Genomic DNA, 25128 nt, shown 5'->3' with positions numbered 1-25128 from the left:
TTTGGCCATGCGCAACGGTAGCCAGGTGAACGCATTAGCCCCGACCAACTCCCGTCACGATCTTCGACGCATCCACGCGGCACCATCTGCAGTCGGAAAAATCAACAATGCCAATTTTAGAAGATGATCAGATACGGGCGCTCCTTGCGGCTGAACAAATTGAAGCCCTCACGATTGATACAAGTATATTCGATCAAAAGCGCTTACAGCTTAACTCCCCACCGCTCCAAGCACTTGCTGCCCTGAAAGAGCGGCCACTTTCTTTCATTTTGTCCAGCACTGTCGTGAAAGAAGTAACCGGGCATCTTGAAAAGGCGCTTGAGGAAGCGATTCGGGCTGCGAAAAAAGGTATCGGTGAAGCGCTCTTCGCGTTCGGAACCGAGAAACCGACGCGAGATGAATTAATCGAGCAGATTTCCGGTGGACAGCCCCCTGCTGAAGCTATGAATGAGCGCTTTAACACCTTCTTAAAAGATACAAGCTGCGAAGTACTCGATGATACAAAATTGGTCGATATGGCAGCCTTGTTCGGGAAGTATTTTTCGAATAGACCGCCATTTGGACCAGGCAGGAAGAAAAGTGAATTTCCCGATGCATTGGCTTTGCTTGCGTTGGAGCGCGCCGCGACTGACCGTGACATCGGCATTATGGTCGTATCTAAAGACGGAGACTGGCGAGCCTTCTGCGCAAACTCAGAACGGCTTTATCTTGTGCCTGAAATCGAAAAAGCGCTTGACCTCGTGAACAACACGCCTTCCGGCCTACGGAAGGCTGTTGTGTCTTGGATGACGGAGGGTGGTGCCGGCCATGAAGAGGTTCGAGAGCATATTGCAAAAAACGTTGAGCTGATCGAATTCACGGTACTCGGCTATCCGACCTGGGGTGAGTTGGAGGCATCGACCTGGGGCGCTGAGCTCAAAGCTCTTGAATGGCCAGACTCTTCCGACGTTGACATCATCGAGACCGAACTCGTCAGCGATGACGGCACAATAAAAGTCGTAGTCAGCTTACCACTCCAATTGATTGCGCGAGTTTCTATCGAACTTAGTTTTTCGATTTGGGATGGCGTAGATAAAGAATCTATTAATATTGCAGCGCGCTCCGTTGAGGTTGATGAAAATCTAAACGGCCGACTTACCATGACGGTATCAGTGTACGAGCAAGGTACAGAACGCGAAGAAATCATCTACGAAGATAGCGACTTAGATATCCGGGATCACGAAGTCGACCTTGGCGAAGTAGATGTGTTCGAGGATGACGAGAGTTGGGAAGGAACCGAGAATTAATTGACGGCGCCTTTGGTGGTTTGGGTAAGTAACTGTCGAGTGCGCGAGGGGTAACTCTTCAATTCTTGACTGCTTTAGCCCCGCCGTGCCCGCCACCCCCTCAATGCCCGCTTAAAATACTGCACCTCCCGCTCATGCTTCTCAGCCGCCTCGCGGATATCGGACGCCTCCAGGTTGCGACGCTTGCCGATCTTTTCGTCCTTCTTGCGCGAATAGAGGCGGTATTTTCCGCCTTTCAGTTTTCGGATCATTCGCTTGTCCCTCATCAGGGCTTCGCTGCCTTTTGCCCTTGAGGCTGAGCGCGGCTTGCTCGACTGCCGCGGCTGCCCACCCGGTCGATCAGCGCCAGCGCCTCGTCGCCCGATATGCCGGTGCGCATCGCCAGCGCCTCGACCTCCAGCACATCGGAACGCGCCACCGGCGATCCCGGCGGCGCAACTTAGGCGCCTCCGCCCTCGTGCGCCCCACCGAAGCCCCCGGCCGGCCTGTTGCGATCTGAGCGGCAACGATCCTGGCACGAAAATCGGTCTGCCACAAAATTGTCATGTCCCGTCCAGGTTGTGGACACGTCCTTTTCAAAGGCGCACTCTTGGATTGCGAAACGCATGCCAGTGTCTCGCCCAACACATGCTTGAGGTGCGTCGGTGATTGTCTGACCTGTCCGGATACTTCCGGCTGGGCATGACTTTCATTGTGCCGCCTATCCGTGATCAGGCTACGGCCTATCGCACGTTGCAGCCTGTTCCGGATCAACTGGGAGGTAAACAACATGCATAGCATTCAACGCAGAGAACTTCTTATTCAAGGAAGCGCGGCTCTTGTCGCAATCGCTGCTCTCTCGCGTCGCGCCTACGCTTTTCCAGCACAGGCGGGCGAGGAAGTTGTTCCGTGGCTGGATCAGCCGACCGAGAACCCCAATCCGGAAGGTATCAAGACGCAGCTTGTCTGGGAGGATCTGGATAGCTGGATAACGCCAAACGACAAGTTCTTCAGCATCTCGCATTTCAATCGACCGACGATCGACGAGAAGACATGGTCCATGGAGATCGAGGGCCTGGTCAAGAAGCCTCTGAAGCTGTCGCTCGCCGACATCAAGGCGCGGCCGCGCAAGGAGGTGGTTTTCACGGTGGAATGCTCGGGCAACCACGGTTTTCCCTTTTTCACCGGCGGCATCGGCAATGCCCGCTGGGCAGGGACGCCGCTGGCGCCGATCCTCGAGGAAGCCGGCGTGCTGGAGAAGGGCATCGAGGTCGTCTTTTTCGGTACTGACGAAAGCGAGGTCGCAATACGCGACGTGAAGATGAAGCAGAATTTCGCGCGCAGCATGTCGCTCGCCGACGCGATGAGCCCGGACAATCTTCTCTGCTACGAAATGAACGGCGCCGCCTTGCCGGCGGCCAACGGTTCCCCGCTGCGGCTCATTGCTCCGGGCTGGTACGGGATCGCCAACGTCAAGTGGCTGAAGCGCATCGAGGTTCGCGACACAAGGTTCATGAGCCTTCTGATGGCCCGTGACTATGTCACCATCCGCGAGGAAGACCACAATGGCGAGACCGTATGGGCCGAGACCTCGGTGGGCCGAGCGCTGCTAAAGTCGGCACCCGCGAAGGTCACCAAGAAAGGCTCGGACTACGCCATCGTCGGCGCGGCCTGGGGGGCACCGATCGACAGGGTCGAAGTGCAAATCGATCAAGCGCCTTGGACGCCAGCGACCATCGACCACAGCGAGGAGGCCGAACACGCCTGGAAAATCTGGTCCCTGCCCTGGGCAAACCCCTCGCCGGGAGAACACACGGTGACCTCGCGCGCGATCAGCACCACGGGACAAATTCAACCAGCAATGGACGATCCCTTGATTGCCAAGAAGCACACATACTGGGAGAGCAATGGCCAAGTCACGCGGCGCGTCAAGATCGTTTGAGGAGAGTCGGGAGGCCTGCAGGAGAGTCGGGAAGAGGCGAAATTGTCATGCCGAGCCGGCCGCGCGTGATCGGTGGGAAAATCTCGCGCCTTTCCTCTCCCCCGTCGATCGGGGGAGAGGAAGAGAGCAGCGCAAGAATCCGGGCTAGGGGTCAGGGTGCCGCCGCGTTGATTGATGAAGCAAAAACGCAAAAACCCGTCCTGGCGAGCGGGCGCAGATCGATACCATGGACGAATATGTAGCATAGCTGCCCTCACGGTGTCAAGAATAAATTCCTATCGAAAGGCTACCAGAAAGGTCGCCGCCTGATGTTCCTCGACATTCGCACCGCGGCCGGGGCCTGGCTTGGTGTCGGAGCAGGTTTGTCGTGCTAGGATCGCCGGTCGGCATCCCTCAGCGCATCGCGGTTGCAAGTGCCGGTTCGCAAGCATGCTGTCAGGCTGGCGGCGGAAGATTTTCTTGCCGCATATTTTCGCAAGAGCAAGGAGGCGTTGATGAGCGCAAGAGGTCGATTTTTCCGTGGCCTTGTGGCTGGCCTGTTTATCGGTGTCTTCTGGATGGATGCCGCCCTGGCGCAGGACGCAGGGTGTACGTTCAGGCCGGTGGCCGGCTCGTCCCGGCAGATTCTGAGATGTCGGGAAGGAATTACCATCATTGTGGAAGGTGGCGCTCGTTTTACGCTGGTGGACCGCGATCGAAACGGCAGGGCCGATGTGCTCAGGTTGCGGCGCAAGGCGCTGCTGCTCGATGCTCCGGCCGGCTCGGTCCCGGGTGGCTTCGCGGTTGTCACCCCGCAGGCGATCGCCGCGGCGCGCGGCACCAAATGGGCGGTCGACGTTGGCCAGGGCAAGACGTCTGTTTTCGTCCTCAGGGGTCGCGTCGCCGTAAACCGGCCGGCGTCCAGTGCCGGCGTGGTGCTGGCGCCGGGCGAAGGCGTCGACGTCGCGGCCGGAACAGGACCACTGACCGTCAAGCGCTGGCCCGCCAAGCGCGTTTCCGCATTGCTGGCCCGTTTCGGCCAGTGAACTGCTGTGAGCAGGCGAGCGCTTCCGACGCTGATCGCGCTCATCCTGGCGGGTCTTTGGGGCGCCGGCCTGGGCTTCGCGCACTGGCGCGGCAATTTGTGGTTTCTCGATCGCGTCGAAGCAACGATGACCGATCTTCGAACGCTTGTTCGAGGAACGGCAAAGCCACCGGAGCTGATGACCATTGTCGCGATAGACGACGACGCGGTGCGGCACGAGGGTACATATCCCCTCAACCGCGCCACGCTTGCCCGGCTTGTCGATACGATAGCGCGGCTTGGACCGAAAGCCATTGCGCTCGACCTGCTGCTGGTCGATCCCGGGGCAAAAGACAATGATGAGGCGCTCGCGCGTTCGCTGAGCGGGGGTGCAAGCGTAATCGCAGCCGCGGCGGTCTACCCCGGAGGCAAACAATGGACGGTGGGCGAAGGACCCATCGCCGGCGTGCCGAATGCCGAGCGGTTCCTGTGGCCCCTGAAAGCGTTCTCGGATGTCGCGGCTGTCGGCGTCGTGAACGTGGCCACCGACAAGACGGGAACGCCCCGGTTCGTGCCGTTGCTGTTTCGGGCCGGAGATCGGCTGGAAGTGTCTTTCCCCTTGCGTGTTGCCGCCATGGCAGCAGGAGAGGATCCAGAAATCGCAGCCGATCATCTATCCCTAAGCGGACGGTCTATTCGGACGGACATTGGTCACATCCTGCCCCTGACATTCTATGGTCCCCGCGGCACGATCCGCACGATCAGCGCGGCGACCGTGCTGGACGGCCAATTCGATCCCGGCACGATCCGGGATCGAATTGTTGTGATCGGAGCAACGGCAACCGGCACCGGCGATGTTTTCCCGACACCGTTCGATCCCATACTCCCGGGCGTCGAAGTCATATCGACGGCGATTGCTCATCTGATGGCCGGCGACGGAATAGTGCGAGACCAGCATGTTCGGCTTGTGGATGCCGGCTTTGCAGTGGTGCTGCCAATGATTCTTGTCGGGCTGTTGGCATGGCGGCGAAACGCCGGCGGCCTCGCGGCGATCGCCGGCGTGGTCCTGATCTGGTTCGTGGTCAACATGACCGCTTTCTCGCACCACATCTGGCTGAGCGCCGCGCTGCCGATAACCGCCGCCGTTCCGCCGGTCATCCTGTTCGGGGCCGCGCAGCTTTGGCTGGGCAGGCGCCGAGCCCAATTTTTCGCAACGCAGAGCCAATTGCTTCAACGCGTTGAAGCCCCAGGCATGGGGGAGTGGCTGGCCAAGCATGGCGACTTCCTCTCGGAGCCCGTCCGGCGAGACGCCGCCATCCTGTTCATCGATCTGTCCGGCTTCACGGGACTGAGTGAATCCTTGGGACCGGTCGCCACACGCGAGCTCCTGAACGGTTTTCATGCGTTGGTCGGCGAAGAAGTGACGAGCTGCGGTGGCGTCGTCACGAATTTCATGGGTGATGGAGCCATGATCCTGTTCGGTCTGCCGGAACCAGCGCCGAATGACGCCTTCAATGCCGCCCGCTGTTGTGTGGGGCTCTCCAAGCGCACCAACGATTGGCTCGCCTCGTTGCCTGCATCGACTGCATCCCGGCTCGGCTTCAAGATTGGAGCCCACCACGGAACAATCGTAGCCTCTCGGCTCGGCAGCGAAGGCCGTCAGCACATCGCAGCCATAGGTGACACAGTCAACGTTGCCAGTCGCTTGATGGAGATCGCGGCCGACCAGAATGCTGAAGTCGCGGTGAGTGACATAATGCTTGATGTCGCCGGCCGCGAGTGCGTGTTGTTCAAATCCGGTACCCTGAAAGGACCTGTGGAAACACAGATCCGTGGGCGATCCGGCTCGCTCGCAATCTGGCTTTGGCAGAGTGCACGGACGCTACAGTAGAGGGTTGCCAGCAGGCCTGCGGCTTGCCTGTCCTGCGAACAGCGGCGCCCTCAATGCCGCTTGAAATACTGCACCTCCTTCTCATGCTTCTCCGCCGCCTCGCGCGTGTCGAACGTGCCCAGGTTCCGCCGCTTGCCGGTCTTTTCGTCCTTCTTGCGTGAATAGAGGCGGTATTTTCCGTCTTTGAGCTTCCGGATCATTTCGCCTGCCCCTCACCAGGATTTCGTCCCCTTTTGGCGCTCAGGATGCGCGCGGCTTGTTCGACGGCGGCGCGGTCGTGGCCAAGCCTGTCGATCAGTTCCTGTGCCTCGTCGCCCGATATGCCGGTGCGCACCGCCAGCGCCTCGACTTCCAGCACGTCGGTGCTGGCGATCTCGCCGGGCGCGGCATCGCCCGCGGTCAGCGGCAGCGCTGCCTCGCGGTCGATCTCGGCCTCGGCCTGGAGCCAGTGCCGCTCGGGATCACCCTGCATCCTGCCTTCTCGTTCCCAGATCTGGTATGCGCGCTCACGTATCCTGTCGTTCCGGTCGTGGTCCATGTCTCAGGTCCTCCTTGGGTCAGGGATAAACGTTGTGCCGATCCGAACGATCCGAAAATTGCATAATGGGATCGAGCAATGGCCTTTGGCGCGCGGGCCCGCGATCCCACTGGCCACGCCTACTGGCATTGCCGCCTCGGTCCGCCGGAGTATGGCTGGTAGCTGTTGTCTTCCGGCCGGTAGGAGCGGTAGCGGCTGAAGCAATAGTCGACATGGTCGGCGGAAAGCTCGGCGCCGCCGTCATCGGTTGCGTAGACGCCCAATCCTGTGCCGTTTTCGCCGCCATAGCCCTCGCCTGGCTGGGCGGTGCGATCGGCCACGACGAGATAGGGCGAGATGCAGGGGCGTTGCTGCCCGCTATAGGACATGTAGCTGTTGTCGTCGGCCCGGTACGAACGGTAGCGGCTGGAGCACCAGGCGAGATGCGGCGGCGGCAGTTCGGCCGCGTCGGGCGCGACGGGCGCGACGGTGCCAGTCATGGTCGGATCGGGTTTCGCTTCCTGCGGCTGCGGCTTGGCGGGGACGTCCGCCGGTGCGGACTGTTCGGCCGGCAGACGCTCGAGGCTCTGGTCCGCCTTGTTCACCGGCCGCGCTTTTTTGGTCCACAGTTCCGCCACGCTGACGGTGGCCGATGCCTGGCGCGGCGACTTCGCGGCTAGCAGCCAGGCTGCGAACCCCAGCCCGCTGCCGAAGACCGCAAGCGTCAACACGAAACCGCAGACCAGTCCCAACACCGCTTTCACGCCAAGCTCCTTGAGCCGCTGCTAATAAAATGCAGCGCCTCAAGGCTGGTTCCAGAAAAACGCTCGGGCGACGCCGGCGCCCGACGGACAAGATCGCGCAGCGGCCGATAGTCCCCAGCAAGCGCAGACACACTCCAGAAACAAATTTCAACAGTTCGGAAAAACTGGCGAAAAAATCGGATGGCATAAGCCTGCCGCGGCGGCCGGAAAATGGCCGCGCCGGGCGTTTGCCGACCAGGACGAGAAAGCATGGACATGGATTACGGTGCCGATATCGCCGGACTGGACGTAGCAAGACCGGGCAGCCCGCCCGAAGCTGAACTGACAAGCGTCGATGCACACGCCAGAACGGCCCCCGCGACAGTCTCGCGCGGGCAGATCCTGACGGGCGCCGACTTTGCCCGGCAGGGCCTGCCCGGGGAGCGGCTCGACACGGTCTTCGAACAGCTCGCGCAGACATTCGCCGCCTTGCCGGCGGTGATTTCCGACGGGCGGGCCTGGACCTATCAGGAACTGGACAGGCGGGCCAACCAGTTCGCCCGCCTGCTGGTCAAACGCGGCGTACGGCCGGGCGACCGGGTCGGGCTCATCCTTGACCGCTCGGCGGAGACCTATGTCGCACTTCTCGCGGTGGTGAAGGCGGGTGCCGCCTTCGTGCCGCTGGCCACGGCATTTCCCGAAGAGCGCATGACGCTCATCATCGAAGACGCCAACGTGAGCCTGATCGTCACCATCGCCGCCTATGCGTCGCGCGCCGGCCAATTGCCGGTTCCGCATCTGCTGATCGACAGCGCGGCTGCCGAAATCTCCAAACAGTCCGACGCGCCGCTGAAGCCGCATGCCAAGACCTCGGACGACACCTGCTACATCCTCTACACGTCCGGCACCACCGGCCGGCCCAAGGGCGTCGTTATCAAGCACCAGAGCTTCGTCAATTTCATCCGCGTCGCCGCCGCCTCCTACGGCTACCGGCCGGGCGATCGCATCTATCAGGGCATGACCATCGCCTTCGACTTTTCTTCCGAAGAGATCTGGGTGCCGTTCGTCGCCGGCGCGACGGTCGTGCCGGCACCTGGCCAGATGCCCCTGGTGGGCGAGGAACTCGCCGATTTCCTGCGCCACCACGACATCACCTGCATGGCCTGCAGCCCGACGCTTCTGTCGTCGATGACATCGGACGTGCCCAGCCTGCGCACGCTGCTGGTCGGCGGCGAGGCCTGCCCGCACAATCTGGTGGTGCGCTGGTCGAAGCCGGGACGGCAGATCCTCAACACCTATGGCCCCACCGAGGCGACCGTCACCGCAACCATGGGTGCGCTGACGCCGGACAGCCCCGTCACCATAGGCGCGCCGCTGCCGACCTATTCGATCGTCATTCTTGACGCTTCGCTGCCGCAGCTCGCCGAGCCCGGCGAACTGGGCGAGATCGGGATCGCCGGCATCGGGCTCGCGGTCGGCTATCTCAACAGGCCGGACCTTACCGAACAAAAATTCATCGCCGATTTCGTCGGCCTGCCGAACAACCCGTCGAAGCGCATCTACCGGACGGGCGATCTTGGCCGGATCAACGATAGCGGCGAAATCGAATATGCCGGGCGCATCGACACCCAGGTGAAGATCCGTGGCTACCGCATCGAGCTTGGCGAGATCGAGGCGGTGCTGCTCGACCAGCCCGAGATCGCGCAGGCCGCCGTCACCACCTGGGAGATCGAGCCCGGCCGCGTCGAACTCGTCGCCTATTACGCGCCAAAGGCCGGCGTAGCGGCGATTTCCCGCTCGGATCTCGCCCAGACGATGAAGCGGCGGCTGCCGGATTACATGGTGCCGTCCTACCTGGAGGAGCTGCCTGCGATCCCGATGACGGTCTCCAACAAGGTGGACCTGCGCCAGCTGCCAAAACCGACAAGCATCCGGCTTTCGGCCGATCGCGCGATGGTGGCGCCCGGCAATGACGACGAGCGTTTCCTGGCCGACGCGCTGGCCGCGGTGCTTAAATTCGACGCGGTGTCCGTCGAGGACAATTTCTTCGACGATCTCGGCGCCAACTCGCTGCTGATGGCCCATTTCTGCGCGCGCGTGCGCACCAGGAAGGAATGGGCGACGGCCTCGATGCGCGACATCTATCTCTATCCGACCGTGGCGCGCCTGGCGCGGCATCTCCGCGTTGCGGAGGAAATGACCACGGCCACCAATGAGCCGGTCCTCACCCGCCGGGCATCGAATTTTGCCTACTGGACCTGCGGCGCCGCACAGCTGCTGTTCTACGGGCTCTACAGCTATGTCGCCCTGTGGGCGATCAATGGCGGCCTCACCTGGATGTACGACGCGCTCGACGATCCGCTGCAGCTGTACCTGCGCTGCGTGGCGCTCTCGGCCGGTGTGTTCTTCGGCATGTCGGGCTTTGCCGTCGTCGCCAAATGGGTTCTCATCGGCCGCTGGAAGGCCGAGGCGTTTCCGATCTGGGGCGTGCGCTACTTCCGCTTCTGGGTCGTCAAGACATTGATCCGCACCGCACCCGTCGTGCTGTTCCGGGGCAGCCCGCTCTACAGCTTCTATCTGCAGCTTCTCGGCACCAAACTCGGGAAAAACGCCGTCATCGAATCGAAATCCGTGCCCGTCTGCACCGATCTCGTTTCCATCGGCGCCAACACCATTCTGCGCAAGGAATCCATGGTCCTCGGCTATCGAGCCCAGTCCGGCTATATCCATACCGGGCCGCTGACCATCGGTCGCGATGCCTTCGTGGGCGTCGGCTCCACGCTCGACATCGACACCAGGATCGGGGATGGCGCCCAGCTCGGCCATTCATCCTCGCTGCACCGCGGGCAGAGCATACCGGACGGCGAACGCTGGCATGGATCGCCGGCCGTGCCGACCACGGCGGACTATTGCAAGGTGCGCAATGTCGATCCTTCTAACATCCGGCGCTTCCTCTTCGAAGCGGTTCAGCTGATCGGGCTGTTTGCTATCGTCACCCCTTTGCCGCTGCTGTTCCACAGCTACTGGGAGAATGTCGGCGACGACTATCAGGAGACGATCGGCATCGTCGCGATCGGCACCACGGTCACGCTGTTCGGCTACATCGCCGTGGCTTTTCTGACAGCGACGCTGGTGCCGCGCCTGACGAACCTGATCCTGAAGCCAGGCCAAACCTACACGCTGTATGGCTTCCGCTACTGGCTGCAGACCGTCGCCGAATTCTCGAGCAATTCCCGCGTGCTTGGCCTGCTGTTCGGCGACAGCTCGGCAATCGTGCACTATATCAGGGCCATCGGCTGGAATCTCAACAAGGTGGTGCAGACCGGCTCCAACTTCGGCAGCAACCAGCAGCACGAAAACCCGCTTCTGTGCGAGATCGGCACCGAGACCATGGTGTCGGACGGGCTGTTCATGATCAACATGCACAAGTCCGCCTCGGCTTTCCGGCTCGAGCAGACGCGGATCGGCGAACGCAACTACCTCGGCAACAACATCTACTACCCGCCGGACGGACGCACGGGCGACAATGTGCTGCTCGGCACCAAAGTGATGATCCCCATCGACGGACCGTTGCGCGAGAATGTCGGGCTTCTCGGTTCGCCTGCGTTTGAGATCCCGCGCATGGTGAACCGCGACAAGGAACTCATCGCCGGCGTCGACGAGGCCGACCGGCGCCAGCGCATCCCCCTGAAGAACCGCCACAATCTGGTGACGATCCTTCTATTCGTGGCAACGCAGTGGGTCATGCTGTTCGCCACGCTGGCGATCTGGGATCGAGCCCTGAACTACTACACTGAATGGGCGGAGGTCGCGCTCTTCGCCGCCGTGCTTTTGACCTCGGCGATCACTATTCCGTTCTACATCCTGGTCGAGCGGGCGAGCCTTGGTTTTGGCAGGCTGAAGCCGCAGATGACGACGATCTACGACGTCGCGTTCTGGCGCCACGAACGCCACTGGAAGCTCGCGGATTCGCCGATAGTGCGCCTGTTCGCCGGCACGCCGTTCCGGCCGGTCATCCTGCGCCTGCTGGGCGTCAAGGTCGGCAGCCGTGTCTATGACGGCGGCAGCAATTTGACCGAGCGCTCGCTGGTGGAGATCGGCGACGACGCCACCCTCAACGAGGGCTGCGTCATCCAGGCCCATTCGCTGGAAGAAGGCGCGTTCAAGTCCGACTTCATCCGCATCGGCAAGGGCTGCACGCTCGGTCCTTCCGCTTTTGTCCACTATGGCGTGGTGATGGGCGAAGGCTCGGTGGTCGACGTCGATTCCTTCGTGATGAAGGGCGAAGAGCTGGAGCCCAATTCCATTTGGCGCGGCAACCCGGCCAAGCTGCATCGCTTCGTCGAGCCGGTCACCGACGATGGCTCCAAGGCATCGGCTTGAAAAAGGCATCGGCTTGAAGAGCGCAGACATCCGTCTCGTTTCCGTGACCGGGGCCAACCGGGCCCTGGTCGCGGCCCTGGAACTCGCCCCGGAGCAGATCGACTTCGTCGCCAGCAATGCGGACTCGCTCGACGAAGCCGAAGCGGACGAAGACGCGCAGCCACGCGTCATAATGGCCGGCGATCGTGTCGTCGGTTTCCTCATGTACGATGCACCGCGGAATGACGACGAGGCGCGCATCTACCGCTTCATGATCGACCGCGCCTCTCAGGGCAGAGGCTATGGCAAGGCCGCGTTGCGCGAAGTGCTGGACGAAATCATTGGGCTCGGCCACATCAGCCACGTTTCGATCTGCTACGAACCGGACAATGAAGCTGCACGAAACCTTTATCGCAGCGCCGGCTTCGTCGAAGAAGGGCTCGACGAGGACGGCGAAATGATCGCCGATCTGGTCCTGTCGGGCACAGACGAACGATCGTGACGCGGTCCTCTGAAATCGCGCTGGCGCAAACATCACTGCTGCAGGCGATGATCGCCCTTGCCCTTGCGCCCATCGGCGTCCGGGTCGGATGCCGAGTGATACGCGACGGCGACGAGGGCCATCTGCTGCCCGAAGAGGCGCGCTCTATCCCGGCGCGCCAGCCGGCCATGCGGCGGGCCAGCGGTGCGGCGCGCTGGATTGCGCACGGACTGCTGGCGGAGCTTGGCATGAACGGCGTCGCCATCCCGCGCGCGCCAACCGGCGCGCCGGTCTGGCCCGACGGGATCACCGGCTCGCTGGCCCATGACGACGACATGGCCGTGGCGGCGGTTGCGCCCATTGGCCATATCGCCTCGCTGGGCATCGACGTCGAGCCCGCGCAACCGCTCCCGGACGAGATCTTCGCACTTGTTACAATCCCTGCCGATAGGACGGACGCAGCGGACCGGCATCTTGCCGGTCGCATCCTCTTTTGCGCCAAGGAAGCCGTCTACAAGGCCGTCTATCCCCTCGATCGCGAGGTGCTGGGCTATGAGGATATCACTGTGGATCTCAACGCAGGCCAAGCGACGACGAAGACGGGCCGCAAGGTCAGCCTCGCATACTGCGTTGCCCCGCGCGTGGTCGTGCTGGCGTTTGTCGAGACGCGTTAGCGCTACTCGCCAACCACCTCCGTGTACCCCCTCACCTCGCCATCGAGCCCACGCAACCGCCAGCTCTCCCCGTCCCGCCCCTCGACATAACAAGGCCCGATCGGCACCTTGCCGCCGCCTTCCGGCAGGTCGAGCACATAGACGGGGTTGCAGATGCCCGACAGCCGCGCGCGCAATGCCGCGGCCAGCGCCTGGCCCTGCGCAATCATCGTGCGCCTGTGCGCCATGCCGCGCGCGAGGTCGCCGTGGTGCAGGTAATAGGGTTTGACGCCGAGCCGATACATCAGCTCGCGGCAGAGCTCTTCCAGCACCTCGATCGTGTCGTTGACGCCCTTGAGCAGAACGCTCTGGTTGAGCAGCACGAAACCCGCGTGGCGCATCGTCCGGCAGGCTGTCTCGGTCGCGGGCGTGATCTCACGCGCGTGGTTGAAATGGGTGACGATTGTGACCATCAGCCGGCCCTGCAGGGCGGCAACCAGCCCCGGCGTGATGCGCGATGGCAGTGCCACCGGCACGCGCGTGTGGATGCGCAACAGCCGCACATGCGGGATCGCCTCGATGCGCGCGAAGATTTCGGCCAGCGCCTTGTCCGGCAGCGAGAGCGGATCGCCGCCAGTCAGGATCACCTCGCGGATTTCGGGATGGTCTGATATATAGGCCAGCGCCGGCTCCAACGCCTCGCGCGTATAACCCCTGCCGATCGCGGTCAGCGATTCCTTGCGGAAGCAGAACCGGCAATAGACCGCGCATTGATAGGTCGGGAACAACAGCACCCGATCGGCATGGCGATGCGTCAGCCGCGGCACCGGGCTGAATTCATGGTCGGCGATCGGATCGTCGAGCTCGCCGTCCTGCTCCATCAATTCGTCGGGCGAGGGGATGACCTGCGCCCGGATCGGATCGGCGGGATCGTTCCAGTCGATCAGGTCGAGATAGGCTTTGGGAACGCGCACCTTGTGGTTCGCCGCAGCCGCTTGAGCCGCCGCACGCTCGGCCGACGACAGCGGCAGGGAGGCGAGATCGCGGACGTGGCGGACACCGGCGCGGACGTCCGCCTGCCAGGCGGCGTCGGCGGCGGCGGGCGCGGGGTGGAGTTTAGTGTCTGACGGCATCGGGGTTTCTCGGGTGGTATGCTTGGAGCGGACCTATCGGGCGGATGGCTGGTGAGGTCAACCACATGCTTTGCCGCAGATTGTCAGCGCCGCGATCCTTCACACCCCCCTCTGTCCTGCCGGACATCATCTCCCCCGCAAGGGGGGAGATCGGATGTCGCCTCGGCTTTCGNCGATCCTTCACACCCCCCTCTGTCCTGCCGGACATCTCCCCCGCAAGGGGGGAGATTGGATGCCACCATCGCTTTCGCCAACCGTCAACGTCGCAAGACAAGCGCCGTGATTGAAGCGCCGATCTCCCTCCTTGCGGGGGAGATGCCCGGCAGGGCAGAGGGGGGGTGTTCAAGCGCCAACCTACCCATCCCCAACTTTCGCCGCATCGACCACGCCTGCAATTTCAGGCAAGCTCACAGGCGATAGCGCCGCAAGGGGAGATGCGGCGCCTCGGGAGGAGGACTGCCATGGGCCGAACAACACCGGCGCTGCAGGGGCACGGGTGGCTCTGGATCGGTCGAGCACCAGAATCTTGACGGCGCGGGCACGGCAGTCTCTTGTTCCAGCATATTCGGCCGACAAGGGAGGTGCCACCATCCTGATCGGTCCTCAAGCCATCCCTTCAATGCGCCACGCCATCCGAAGCGTGGAGCAGCCTCCAGGTCAAACCAACGCGACCATGGAACTGTGAAACAAAATGTTCGGCCGCCATAGTCTCGAGGCCGTCATCGACGAGCGCCTCGATGCTTCGCCGCATCAAGACAAGCAGCATCTGCCTGGCGTGTTCCAGGTCTGCCTCTCGCATGATTGCCGTGACGTGGTAGGCGACGACGGGCTGGCCGAGGCAAGATAGCAGCGCGTTGGCCTCGGCTGTCACCGCCATCACTGCGTCTTCGATCTTCATTCTGGCGCTCCTCATCCAAAAATGATGCTGACGCCTCCCCGCAAGGCGACGGTGGTCCGTCGCTTCTTTTTTGAGTACCCCGCGCGGCCGAAAGCGGCACGCTACGCTGATGATTGCTGTCTTTCCAGGTCCCTCGAGCAGCCTCGTTCGGCCCAAAAAACAGTATCCGCCAAATTTGATTCAAAGGCGACCTGATAGTTAATCGATGGTTAATGGGCCGATTGCCTCCCCGATGGACCAGGATGTTTGGCTTCCACGGTCGCTGCCGCGCAATTGCCGCAAAGCTGCTCGATGGCTCCCGGCCTGTGGATCGCCTATGGGGGGTTATGTCATGCGGCTGGTCTGGACTATCATCTTTGCGCTCGCAACCGGCACGGTTCTCGCGGCCTCGCCGGAGGACGACTATATCGCCGCACGTGACAAGGCGATTTCCACCATCGCGGCACTGGCAAGCGCGAACGAATCCGTTGAAACGCTCGATGCCGCCGGAACGAAGGCGTTGGCCGATCTCGAAGGGCGTCTGTCCACCATCCTCGGCCCCTTGGCGGTTGCCGATTTCCCGGCAAACGGCACGATCAATCTCGGAAGCCTGAGCGATGCCGATATCGGATTCGGCATGCTCGATGGTTTGCGATACGCCAAAAGCGATGACGGCCCGAGCCTCGTGGCAACGACGCGGGGGCTGCTCGAGCGCTGGCTCCAGTCCAGGGCGGCCGAGTTGGACGAAAGCTTCAGACTGCCCGCCAGCATCGATGCGGCGCTGAAGCTCGATGCTTTCTACACCCAGGCGATCAACAGCGACGCTGTGTTCACGGGGACTCTCGACTTGTCCCTGAAGAAGCCAGAAGGCGCAGACATCGCCTTCGCGCGGCTCGGCGGCTGGGCGCAGGACATAGGACCGAACCCCGACCAGCAGGTCATCGTCACGCTCGTCAAGGGCAATAGCGTCATGATCGCCTCGGCGCCCGCGGCAGCGCCTATACCCAAGATCGCGGCCTGCGACGCCGTGTGGACGTCGGCGGACGCCGCCGCCCAGAAATTCCAGGAGGCTTACCAGGCCTCGGACCTCAAGGACGAAACGGCGTACGATGCCGCCAATGTCGCCTGGGAAAAGGGGGACGCCGACTATCGCGCCTGCCTGGGCGAGCACCTGCCGAGCGAGCCGGTCTTCCCCGCACTTCTCGCCCAGGCACAGGAGTTTGCCGATCACATGGCCGGCAAGTAGGCCACTTCCCGGCGCGTCGGCGCCGAGCCTGCTCAGCCCTGCCGCTGTTGGCCCTTTGCGCCCGCCATCGCCACATACGCGCTCTCGATCGTCTCGAAAGTCAGCTCCGGATAGAGCGCCCCGGCTTCCGGCGTGGCCGTTTCAAGCGCTGTCTCGCCGCGTATCCAGAACGCCCGCAGCAAGCCGAGGCCGGGAGCTACCGCGATCATCGCCTCCAGTTCGTCGGCGCTCTGCTGCAAGATGCGCGGCGACCGTCCACTCACGCGGCGCCACAGATCGATCATCTCGTTCTGGGTGATCTTGTTCTGGGCGATCCGGATTTCGCTGCGGATGGCACCGGGGTCGTTCAACGCGCGCAAGGTGACGGCGGCAATGTCCTTCTCGCTGACGAATGTCGCCGGCACATTGCCGTTGCCATAAAGCGTCACCTTTTCGGGAGGCAAAGGCGACGAGCCGAAGCGCATCAAGTCGCCCAGCGTTGCCACCCAGGTCGAAAAGAAGCCGTTGGTGTAGATCACCGTATAGGGCAGATCGGCCTCCTTGATCGCCGAGAAGACGTCCCGCTTGAGGTCGAGTGGCGGGATCGAACCCGGGGCGGCGGCGGCAAAGTCGAGGCCGAAGCCGGCGGAAGGCACATAGCGGGACACGCCGGCATCCCTAAGCGCGCGCACCAGCGTCATCTCGCTGGCCGAATCCACATGCACCGAGGAGATGACGCGATCCACCTTGCCGGCGGCCCGGACAAGGCTGCCATGGTCGTCGAGGTCGCCGACATGGACCGTGGCGCCGAGGTCGCGGAGCGGGCGCAGCCGCTCTTCATTGCGCGCCGTCGAAGGCCGGACCAGGACATGAAGGCGATCGCCATTGCGCGCACTGGCCTTCGCCATCTCGCTGCCGAGAAGCCCCGTCGCGCCGATGATAAGGGTGCTGGTCATATCGCCCTCCCATTGCGCAGGATGGAACCGTCCCAGTCGCGCTCGAAACCGATGTCACGCAGGCGATGGTCCGAGAAGCGCGCCACCCGGCGCAGCGAACCGCGGCGCTCGACGGCCGCCGAGATTCTGATGGCAAGACCGCTCATCGCGGCGCTGATGGAGTTGAAGGTCGGGTTCATTGTCCGTCTCCTGTGTTTGCCTGGGCCCAAGCGTGCCGGCGCCGTCCGCGGGGGACGAGCATGACGATCGCTCACATTGTTTCTGGTCGTTCAGCGCAGCGGCGAGATGGAAAACCCGATCTGGATGCGCTGCTACGTCGATAGATTGGACATTTCCGGGCTGGACGACAAACGACTCTTTGTGCAGGATTTGTGAGCAACGCTCACAGGTGGATCATGCCGCGCAGACTGCCGCCCCTCACCGCCTTGCCAGCCTTCGAGGCCGCCGCGAGGCATCTGAGTTTCTCGAAGGCGGCGGGCGAGCTCAACGTGACCCACGGCGCGGTCAGCCGCGCCATCCGCAACATCGAGGACCGGCTGGGCATCCAGCTTTTCGATCGGGGGACGCGGTCCGTGCGCCTGACCCCTGTCGGCGCGGCCTACGCATTGGAAGTCAGGAAAGCGCTGGACCAGATCGCTGCCGCCACCATCGCCGCCACGCCCGACCGCACCGCGGGCATCCTGAACGTCAGCACATCGGACGGTTTTGCGGGCCGCTGGCTGGTGCCGAGGCTGCATCGCTTCCACCGCGCCAATGCCGACATCGACGTGCGGCTCTCCACGTCTGGCGTGCTTTCCGATTTCGTCAGCGACGGCATCGACATCGCCATCCGCTATGGCAAGGGCGGCTATACCGGAGTGACCGCGGAATTTCTCGCCGACGAAGAGGTCTTCCCGGTCTGCAGCCCGGAACTGCTGCAAGGTGAACATCCGCTGCGCCTGCCCGGGGATCTCAGGCATCACAAATTGATTCATGACGCTTTTCGCATCGACTGGGCGACATGGCTCGAACATGCCGGCGTTGGCGATGTCGACCCCAAGCGCGGCGTGCGCTTCGATTCCGCCACCTTCGCCGTCGAGGCCGCGGTGCACGGTGAAGGCGTGCTGCTCGGCCGAAGCGCGCTGGTCTCGGCCGATCTGGCGGCGGGGCGGCTGGTCCGGCCTTTCGACCTCGCGCTGAAATCCGCCTCACGCTATTACGTCGTCTATCCTGACGGCACGCTGCGCCAGAAGAAGATCAGAGCGTTTCGCGACTGGCTGTTCGCCGAAGTGGCAGCCGACTGGATCGGGATGACCAAAAGCGATTGAGGCAGAAGGCTTGCGCCTGCGAGACCCAAGCAGCGCCGCGCCGACCCCCACCCCGCTGCTTCGCAGCGACCCTCCCCACAAGGGGGAGGGTGAGGAAGCGCGTATACGCCAGTGGGTCAGCGCCTTACGACGATGCGGAAAAGCTGGGCTCCCCACCTCCCCCTTGTGTGGAGGTCGGACCGAAGGTCCGGGTGGGGGTGCTGGCGCAGATCTTGAAGAACCTGGTTCCTCGTCCCAGTTTTGCGAGAATTGAAGCCGTCGCTTGCCCCCGCGCTACTCCTTGGCGCGATAGGCGTCCGGCACGACGAACACTTCGTCGGCCCGGCCATAGCCGCCGTCGGCGACCTCCTCCACCAGCACCATCGTGTAGGGGCGAACGCCCTCGCCGAAAATGTCGACGAACATCTGGGTGGTTCGATGGACGAGGTCTTCCTTCTGCGCCTTGGAAAGGGCCGCTTGCGGCATCTTGAAGTTGGCGAATGGCATGATCGTTTTCCTTGGTCTTTCGAGGGTGGACTCAAGCTGTGGATAGAGCCAAGCCGGCTGATTGCCGCCTCAGACCACGCCGCCATTGGCGCGGATGATTTGCCCGTTGACCCAGCCGCTGTCCGGCCCGGCCAGGAACGAGACCAGCCCGGCAATGTCGTCGGGCTGGCCAAGCCGGCCGAGCGGGATCATCTTGCCGATGGCCTCTATCTGCGCCTTGCTCTTGCCGTCCGTGAACAGGGCGGTTTCGATCGGTCCGGGCGCCACCGCGTTGACCGTGACACGACGCGCGCCAAGTTCCTTGGCCAGGATGTGGGTCATTGCCTCGACGCCCGCCTTGGTGGCGGCGTAGACGCCGTAGCCCGGCTGGTAGAGGCCGACGACGCTGCTTGAGAAATTGACGATTCGGCCGCCGTCGCGAAGCCGGCGCGCGCCTTCCCGCATGCCGCGAAACACGCCGCCGAGATTGATCGCGATCTGCGTGTCGAACGAAGCATCGTCGGTCTGCGCGATCGGCGACGTCTTCATGATGCCGGCATTGTTGACGAGGATGTCGATGCCGCCGAACGCCTTCTCGCCGGCGTCGAACAGCGCCGCGATGCCGTTCGGATCGGCGATATCGGCCTGTACGGCAATCGCCTTGCCGTCGCCAGCCTTGATGGTGCGGACAAGCTCTTCAGCCTCCGCGCGGCCCCGTGAATAGTTGATGACGACGGCGATGCCGTCGCGGGCGAGCCGCTGTGCGATCGCGGCACCGATGCCCTTGGAGCCGCCCGTCACGATCGCCGTTCTGGGTTGATCAGATGCCATGGAAGTGTCTCCGCGTTGTTGGTGACACAGACATAGGCCACGCCAACTTCCGGATAATCACCCGCCTATTGACATCACTATTCGGAAACTGCGAACAAAAGCCATGGATCGGCTGGACACGATGCGGCTCTTCATTCGCGTTCTGGAGCGGCGCAGCTTCACCGCTGCCGCGGCCGATCTCGGCCTGCCGCGTTCAACCGCGACGGAAGCGATCAGGCGGCTGGAAGAGCATCTCGGCGCACGCCTGCTGGAGCGAACGACGCGGCAGGTGAACGCCACGCAGGATGGCGAGGCCTACTATCGGCGCTGCCTGTCGATCCTGGCCGAGATCGAGGATGCCGAGGCCGCCTTCCGCAATGCCGAGCCCTTCGGGCTGCTGCGCATCGACGCCAGCACACTGCTCACCCGCACATTCCTGTTGCCGCGCCTGCCGGAGTTCCTTGCCCGCTATGTCAGGATCGACCTGCAGATCGGCCAGAGCGACCGGCTGGTCGATCTCGTGCGCGAGGGGGTGGATTGCGTGATCCGCGTCGGCGAGCCGCCAGACAGCGGCATGATCATGCGGCGCCTGGCTGTCATACGCGAGATCACCTGCGCCAGCCCCGCCTATCTCGAACGCCACGGCACACCCGCCTCCCCCGACGCGCTCGACGGTCACCAGGCGGTGGGCTTCATCTCGTCGCGCACCGGAGAGACCCTTCCGTTCGAATTCACCGTCGGCGGCAAGACCCTTGAGGTTCGGATGCCGGGCCGCGTCGCCGCCAATAATTCCGACACCGCCGCCGATCTGGCGCGGCTTGGGTTCGGCCTCATCCAGGCGCCGCGCTATCGCTTCGAGAAGGATCTCGCCGACGGAATGCTCGTCGAGGTGCTGGCCGACTACCCGCCTTCGCCGACGCCGCTGTCGGCGCTTTACCCACAGAACAGGCAACTCTCGCCACGCCTTCGCGTCTTCCTCGACTGGGCCTCGCGCATCTTCGCCGAAGCGGATCTGTAGGGGTAAGATCAAAGGGTTGGCGTTGCCGAGCGTCCGCTCATTCCCTGAAGGCGCGGCTGATCTGGTCCTGCAGCGGCTTGACGAGGTAGGAGATCACGGTCCGGTCCGCAGTCTTGATGAAGGATTCGACCGGCATGCCGGGGACGAGCTTGACCTCGCCGAGCCGCGCGACTTCGGAGCTCGTGGTCGCGATGCGAACGGTGTAGTAGCTGATGCCGCTGCGCTGGTCGGTGGTCGTATCCGGCGAGGTCCGTTCGACCGTGCCGTTGATTTGCGGCGTGGTGCGCTGGTTGAAGGCCGAGAAGCGCAGCGCCGCCGGCTGGCCGACCCAGAGCTGGTCGATGTCGCTCGGCGCTATCTTGGCTTCGACAGTCAAGCTGTCGCTGTCGGGCACGATCTGCATGATCGTCTGCCCAGGGGTAATGACGCCGCCGATCGTATGGGCGATGGACTGCTGCACGACGCCGTCCTGCGGCGCGCGGATGTCGATGCGCCTGAGCTGGTCCTCGGCGGCGATCTTGCGCTCCGTCAGTTCGCCGACCTTGCCGTCAATCTCGCGCAAATCCTTGTTGACGTCGGTGCTGAGCTCGAGATCGATCTGGATGATCTGCAGATTGATCTCGGCGATCTTGCCCTGGGCTTGCGCCAGGGCGGCCGTCAATTGGCCGCGCTCGCCGTCGAGCCGTGCCGACTCGCGCTCCATGGCGGTCAGGCGATCGATCGAAATCAGCCGCTTTTTCCACAGCGCGCGTATGCTGGCCAGTTCCTCCTCGACGAGCGCGATTTCTTGCGATTTGGCATCCGCCTGGGCGGTGTCCCCACCAATCTCCTTCTGCAATTGGAGGACCCGCTCCTGCAGCTGGCTCTTCTGGCCGGAACGGGCCGCCCGCCGCGTCTCGAAGACCTGTTCCTCGCCGGCAATGATCTCGGCGATTACCGGATCATTGCCGCGATTGAGAAGATCCTGCGGAAAGGCGATAGTGTCGGCGCCCTTGCGTTCGGCTTCGAGGCGCGCCTCGCGCGCCGACAACTGATCAAGCGCCTTGGTGACAACGGCGAGATTGGCCGCCGGCATGGTGGGATCGAGGCGCACAAGCAGCGCGCCGCGCTTGACGCGGTCGCCGTCATGCGCGGCGATCTCGCCAACGATGCCGCCTGTCGAATGCTGCACGTCCTTGACGTGGGAATCGACGACGAGGACCCCCGACGCGATGACCGCTCCCGAAATCCGCGTCAGCGAAGCCCAACCGCCGACGCCGCCGACCAGCAGCGCGACCGCGATGAGGCCAAAACGCATGTAGCGCCGAATGGAGTGCTGGGAGGGGCTGAGCATCGTTCCTCCCCTCACTCGCCTGCCGCCGCCGCGCCAAGCGGCGGCGCCGGCTCTTCAGTGGCGAGCCTGAGCCTCGGCATGGCGGCCACCGCGGGTTGCGGCCGTGGAAACAGCTTGGCCAAAACCTCGTCCTTGAGGCCGAACGCCTGGACGCGGCCCTGATTCATGGCAAGGATGAAATCCACCGTCCCGAGCGCGCTTGGCCGATGCGCCACGAGCGCGACGATGCCGCCGCGTTGACGCACCGAAACGATCGCCTGGAACAGCGCCTGTTCGCCTTCGGCGTCGAGGTTGGAATTGGGTTCGTCGAGCACCACCAGGAACGGATCGCGATAGAGCGCGCGGGCCAGCGCGATGCGCTGGCGCTGGCCGGCCGAAACGGCCTCGCCGAGTTCGCCGATCTGTGTCTCGTAGCCGTCGCGGAAGCCGACGATGAGATCATGCGCGCCGGCCGTCTTGGCGGCGGCAATGACCAATGCGGGATCGGCGTCGGGCTCGAAACGGGCGATGTTTTCGGCGACCGTGCCGGCAAACAGCTCGACGTCCTGCGGCAGATAACCGACAAAGCGGCCGCGATCCTCCGGCGACCACTGGTCGAGATCGGCGCCGTCGAGCCGGACCCTGCCGGCGGCGGGCAGCCAGGCACCGACGAGCGCCCTGACCAGCGTCGACTTGCCCGAACCGCTCTGGCCGATGATGCCGACGGCATGTCCCGCTTCAAGCGCAAAGCTGGCGTCCTGCACCAGGAGCCGCTGGGTGCCGGGGGCCGCGATGCTGACACCCTGCATGAAAATGTGGCGGCTCGGCGCCGGCATCGCCATCGGCTCGGCGTCGGCGGGTACCACGGTGAGAACCTTGGTCAGCCGCTGCCAGCCTTGCCGGGCTGTCAGGAAACCCTTCCAGTTGGCTATAACCAGATCGACGGGGGCCAGCGCTCGGCCACTGAGAATCGACGCGGTGATGATGATGCCTGCGGTCGCCTGCTGCTCGATCACCAGCCAGGCGCCGACGCCGAGCATGGCCGATTGCAGCAGCATGCGCAGCACCTTGGATACGGCGCCGAAGCCGCCGGCGATATCGCTGACGCTGCGCTGCTCGGCGAGATAGTCGCGGTTGGCCTCTTCCCATCGCTTGGCCATCCTGCCGCCCATGCCAAGAGCCGCGATGACTTCGGCGTTGCGGTTGCCGGTCGTGGTCAGGCCGTTGCGGACGATGCCGGCCTGGGTGCCGGAGGTGACCGGCTTGCGCGTCAGCCGCTCGGCATAGACGGTCAACAGCACCAGCACGATCGCCCCGACCAGGGCGGTCAGCCCGAGAAGCACATGGAACATGAAGATGATGGCCAGATAGAGCGGCAGCCACGGCAGGTCGAACAGCGCGGTCGGGCCGGTGCCCGACAGGAAGGCGCGCACGCTGTCGAGGTCGCGCACCGGCTGCATGCTGTCGCCGTTGCGCCCGACCTTGAGCGGCAGCTTGAGGACGCTGGAATAGACACGGGCGCCGAGCGCTTCGTCGAGAGCCCCGCCTATGCGCACCAGGATGCGGCCGCGGATGAAATCGAGCACGCCCTGGCCGGCATAAAGGATGGCGACGAGCACGCTGAGGCCGATGAGCGTCGGCACGCTGCGGCTCGGCAGCACGCGATCGTAGACCTCGAGCATGTAGAGCGAGCCGGCGAGCATCAGCACATTGAGCACGCCGCTAAACAGGGCGACCGACGCGAAGGCTGAACGGCACGCGGCCAATGCGGCCGCGAGCTCGGAGGGTCGCGCGCCTTGCCGCTTTGCCCTCCCCGACTGTGGCTTGCCGTCGGACATTCGAGCCGGGTGCGGATCGTCAGCGGTCCCGCGCCGAGGAGAGCTCCATACATGGAGCAAAAGCAGCACGCCGAGCGTTCCCCCAAGAACCGCCCAGCGTGTGCTGGTTTCCGGCTGTGTCAGCTCCACCCCGCCAAATACGAGCACAAACACGCCGGTGCCGAGGATGAGCCTGAGAAATCTGATCAGCAGTGTCATGCCGAGCGCTTCCTGGCGTCAGCCGCCATCATTGGCGTAGATGTGCAATATCGCCCCTTCGAACGTCATGCCGGTGTTGTTGTAGAAATCGAGTTCCTGGTGGATGAGGTTCCCAGCAAGTTCGGATCCGTTGGTGATGGATTCAGCATCCAGCCCGACGTTCCAGGCCGCGCTGCTCGCCTTCACCGCGCTTCCGCTGCCCCAATCCTCGAAGTGAGAGGAAGAGTTCCCGCCATTCGTCACCTGCAGCCAGTCGATCGCCTGGTCGAGATATTTTTGAGGGCTGTTGGGATCGTTAGAAGCGTCGCCGATAGGATTCCCGGCAAGGAAGTTGAGCCAGGTGGCCACCGCGTCGCGGGCAAGAACAAAGCGCGTATCTTGCAAATCCTTGGAGGATGCATCGATCACCTTGAGGGCGTCGGCATAGGAGATGAAGAAAGTGTCTTCCCCGGCACCAGTCAGTCCGTTCTTGTCGTAATCACCGATCAGAAGGCCTGACTTGTCGGAGCCATTCTTGTTTCCATCATTGTTGGAATCGACCTGATACCGAAGTTCGTGGTCGGCAAAGTTCGGACCGGTTTTGCCGACGCCGTCAATCCCGTCCCAGAACGACTTGCCGAGATTGCTCCAAAACCCTGGCGTGCGCACCCCGGGGCCGGCGAACGACGATACGGTTGCGGTATCCTGGGCTGTGACCTCGTTCAGACTGTCATCGTCATGAGCGGCGACTTCGACGGTGTTGGTCCTAAAATCCGCATTTGGAAGCAGGTTGAAGGCGCTGGTCGCGGTGAAGAGCCAGGTCTCGCCGGTGTCGACTAGATAGTCGCCATTAGTATCGCCGGATACATAGTGGGTGCCGTGCGAGCTGTTGGCCACGAAGCCATTGAGCAGATCGATGTCGTCGCCGGTATTCGCCGTGCCGTTGTCATCGACGAGCGAGGTCAGCGTCAACGGATCGAGAGCACCGGCCGGGCTCGTGTTGGTGATTGCGTAATGATAAGTGGCGTTCTGCGCCCCTGACTGAACGGTCTCGGAAGAATTGAAGATGCCATCATGATTGGCATCGACGGTCTTATCTATGGCGATCGACGGCGCGACATCTTTCACCGTCACGATCGCGGTGTCGGTGGCG

The 25128-nt window shown here is 63.2% G+C and carries 23 protein-coding genes; 10 read left to right on the top strand and 13 right to left on the bottom strand.

What is annotated here, in order from left to right:
* Positions 1 to 107: 107 nt before the first annotated feature.
* Entirely contained in the window at positions 108 to 1286 is a 1179-nt protein-coding gene (locus X744_RS153010) for a PIN domain-containing protein (protein WP_023760131.1), read from the top strand.
* A 74-nt stretch (positions 1287 to 1360) separates the two neighbouring features.
* Here X744_RS153010 and X744_RS1000000174505 read toward each other — a convergent pair whose 3' ends face one another.
* On the bottom strand, positions 1361 to 1537 hold the full coding sequence (locus tag X744_RS1000000174505; protein WP_198032236.1) for a hypothetical protein: 177 nt from the start codon (positions 1535 to 1537) through the stop codon (positions 1361 to 1363).
* A 14-nt stretch (positions 1538 to 1551) separates the two neighbouring features.
* Positions 1552 to 1704, bottom strand: coding sequence for a hypothetical protein (locus X744_RS1000000172225; RefSeq protein ID WP_023760129.1), 153 nt, complete (start codon positions 1702 to 1704; stop codon positions 1552 to 1554).
* A 351-nt stretch (positions 1705 to 2055) separates the two neighbouring features.
* On the opposite strand from X744_RS1000000172225, the gene X744_RS153015 reads away from it, so the two are divergent.
* From X744_RS153015 to X744_RS153025, 3 genes are all read left to right on the top strand, one after another.
* Complete coding sequence (locus tag X744_RS153015) at positions 2056 to 3207, top strand: sulfite oxidase (protein WP_023760128.1); 1152 nt, start codon at positions 2056 to 2058, stop codon at positions 3205 to 3207.
* 494 nt (positions 3208 to 3701) lie between these two features.
* Complete coding sequence (locus X744_RS153020) at positions 3702 to 4232, top strand: FecR domain-containing protein (RefSeq protein WP_031260479.1); 531 nt, start codon at positions 3702 to 3704, stop codon at positions 4230 to 4232.
* A 6-nt stretch (positions 4233 to 4238) separates the two neighbouring features.
* Positions 4239 to 6101, top strand: coding sequence for an adenylate/guanylate cyclase domain-containing protein (locus tag X744_RS153025; RefSeq protein ID WP_023760126.1), 1863 nt, complete (start codon positions 4239 to 4241; stop codon positions 6099 to 6101).
* 50 nt (positions 6102 to 6151) lie between these two features.
* Here X744_RS153025 and X744_RS1000000173850 read toward each other — a convergent pair whose 3' ends face one another.
* The 3 genes from X744_RS1000000173850 to X744_RS153035 all read right to left on the bottom strand — a co-directional run bounded on the left by X744_RS1000000173850 (position 6152) and on the right by X744_RS153035 (position 7382).
* Positions 6152 to 6301, bottom strand: a complete 150-nt coding sequence (locus tag X744_RS1000000173850) for a hypothetical protein (RefSeq protein ID WP_010910556.1) — start codon at positions 6299 to 6301, stop codon at positions 6152 to 6154.
* Positions 6298 to 6639, bottom strand: a complete 342-nt coding sequence (locus X744_RS153030; RefSeq protein WP_023760125.1) for a DUF2934 domain-containing protein — start codon at positions 6637 to 6639, stop codon at positions 6298 to 6300. Before X744_RS153030 ends, X744_RS1000000173850 begins: the two co-directional genes overlap by 4 nt.
* 119 nt (positions 6640 to 6758) lie before the next feature.
* Positions 6759 to 7382, bottom strand: a complete 624-nt coding sequence (locus X744_RS153035) for a BA14K family protein (protein WP_023760124.1) — start codon at positions 7380 to 7382, stop codon at positions 6759 to 6761.
* Between the two features lie 249 nt (positions 7383 to 7631).
* Here X744_RS153035 and X744_RS153040 point away from each other — a divergent pair, with 249 nt between their 5' ends.
* Genes X744_RS153040 through X744_RS153050 form a run of 3 tightly spaced genes read left to right on the top strand, consistent with a single transcriptional unit; the run spans position 7632 to position 12878 of the window.
* Positions 7632 to 11744 (top strand): Pls/PosA family non-ribosomal peptide synthetase, encoded by a 4113-nt coding sequence (locus X744_RS153040; protein ID WP_023760123.1) that lies wholly within the window; start codon positions 7632 to 7634, stop codon positions 11742 to 11744.
* Positions 11745 to 11757: 13 nt separating this feature from the next.
* Entirely contained in the window at positions 11758 to 12225 is a 468-nt protein-coding gene (locus X744_RS153045; RefSeq protein WP_032907608.1) for a GNAT family N-acetyltransferase, read from the top strand.
* Between the two features lie 47 nt (positions 12226 to 12272).
* The gene (locus X744_RS153050; protein WP_050589547.1) at positions 12273 to 12878 is read left to right on the top strand and encodes a 4'-phosphopantetheinyl transferase superfamily protein; all 606 of its coding nucleotides are present in this window, start codon (positions 12273 to 12275) and stop codon (positions 12876 to 12878) included.
* 2 nt (positions 12879 to 12880) lie between these two features.
* Here X744_RS153050 and X744_RS153055 read toward each other — a convergent pair whose 3' ends face one another.
* The gene (locus X744_RS153055) at positions 12881 to 13990 is read right to left on the bottom strand and encodes a KamA family radical SAM protein (RefSeq protein WP_023760120.1); all 1110 of its coding nucleotides are present in this window, start codon (positions 13988 to 13990) and stop codon (positions 12881 to 12883) included.
* 616 nt (positions 13991 to 14606) lie between these two features.
* The gene (locus tag X744_RS153060) at positions 14607 to 14888 is read right to left on the bottom strand and encodes a hypothetical protein (protein WP_023760119.1); all 282 of its coding nucleotides are present in this window, start codon (positions 14886 to 14888) and stop codon (positions 14607 to 14609) included.
* A 316-nt stretch (positions 14889 to 15204) separates the two neighbouring features.
* On the opposite strand from X744_RS153060, the gene X744_RS153065 reads away from it, so the two are divergent.
* Positions 15205 to 16113, top strand: coding sequence for a hypothetical protein (locus X744_RS153065; protein WP_245266685.1), 909 nt, complete (start codon positions 15205 to 15207; stop codon positions 16111 to 16113).
* A 32-nt stretch (positions 16114 to 16145) separates the two neighbouring features.
* Here the strand turns inward: X744_RS153065 and X744_RS153070 are convergent, their stop codons facing one another.
* Both X744_RS153070 and X744_RS153075 read right to left on the bottom strand, forming a co-directional pair.
* On the bottom strand, positions 16146 to 17048 hold the full coding sequence (locus X744_RS153070; RefSeq protein ID WP_023760117.1) for an NmrA family NAD(P)-binding protein: 903 nt from the start codon (positions 17046 to 17048) through the stop codon (positions 16146 to 16148).
* Positions 17045 to 17227 (bottom strand): DUF1127 domain-containing protein, encoded by a 183-nt coding sequence (locus tag X744_RS153075; protein ID WP_023760116.1) that lies wholly within the window; start codon positions 17225 to 17227, stop codon positions 17045 to 17047. Before X744_RS153075 ends, X744_RS153070 begins: the two co-directional genes overlap by 4 nt.
* A gap of 216 nt (positions 17228 to 17443) precedes the next feature.
* Between X744_RS153075 and X744_RS153080 the strand changes: the two genes are divergently transcribed.
* Entirely contained in the window at positions 17444 to 18355 is a 912-nt protein-coding gene (locus X744_RS153080; protein ID WP_023760114.1) for a transcriptional regulator GcvA, read from the top strand.
* A 273-nt stretch (positions 18356 to 18628) separates the two neighbouring features.
* Here X744_RS153080 and X744_RS153085 read toward each other — a convergent pair whose 3' ends face one another.
* Positions 18629 to 18841, bottom strand: coding sequence for a 4-oxalocrotonate tautomerase family protein (locus X744_RS153085; protein ID WP_023760113.1), 213 nt, complete (start codon positions 18839 to 18841; stop codon positions 18629 to 18631).
* Positions 18842 to 18910: 69 nt separating this feature from the next.
* Positions 18911 to 19651: an SDR family oxidoreductase gene (locus X744_RS153090; protein ID WP_023760112.1), complete on the bottom strand. Its 741-nt coding sequence runs from the start codon at positions 19649 to 19651 to the stop codon at positions 18911 to 18913.
* Positions 19652 to 19754: 103 nt separating this feature from the next.
* Here X744_RS153090 and X744_RS153095 point away from each other — a divergent pair, with 103 nt between their 5' ends.
* Complete coding sequence (locus X744_RS153095) at positions 19755 to 20648, top strand: LysR family transcriptional regulator (RefSeq protein ID WP_023760111.1); 894 nt, start codon at positions 19755 to 19757, stop codon at positions 20646 to 20648.
* Between the two features lie 37 nt (positions 20649 to 20685).
* Here the strand turns inward: X744_RS153095 and X744_RS153100 are convergent, their stop codons facing one another.
* Complete coding sequence (locus tag X744_RS153100; protein WP_050589545.1) at positions 20686 to 21981, bottom strand: HlyD family type I secretion periplasmic adaptor subunit; 1296 nt, start codon at positions 21979 to 21981, stop codon at positions 20686 to 20688.
* An 11-nt stretch (positions 21982 to 21992) separates the two neighbouring features.
* Complete coding sequence (locus X744_RS153105) at positions 21993 to 23798, bottom strand: type I secretion system permease/ATPase (RefSeq protein ID WP_050589546.1); 1806 nt, start codon at positions 23796 to 23798, stop codon at positions 21993 to 21995.
* Positions 23799 to 25128 lie beyond the last annotated feature (1330 nt).

It is taken from the genome of Mesorhizobium sp. LNHC252B00 (assembly GCF_000502955.1).
Taxonomy (GTDB): Bacteria; Pseudomonadota; Alphaproteobacteria; order Rhizobiales; family Rhizobiaceae; genus Mesorhizobium.
This window is presented reverse-complemented; position numbering and strand designations above follow the sequence as displayed.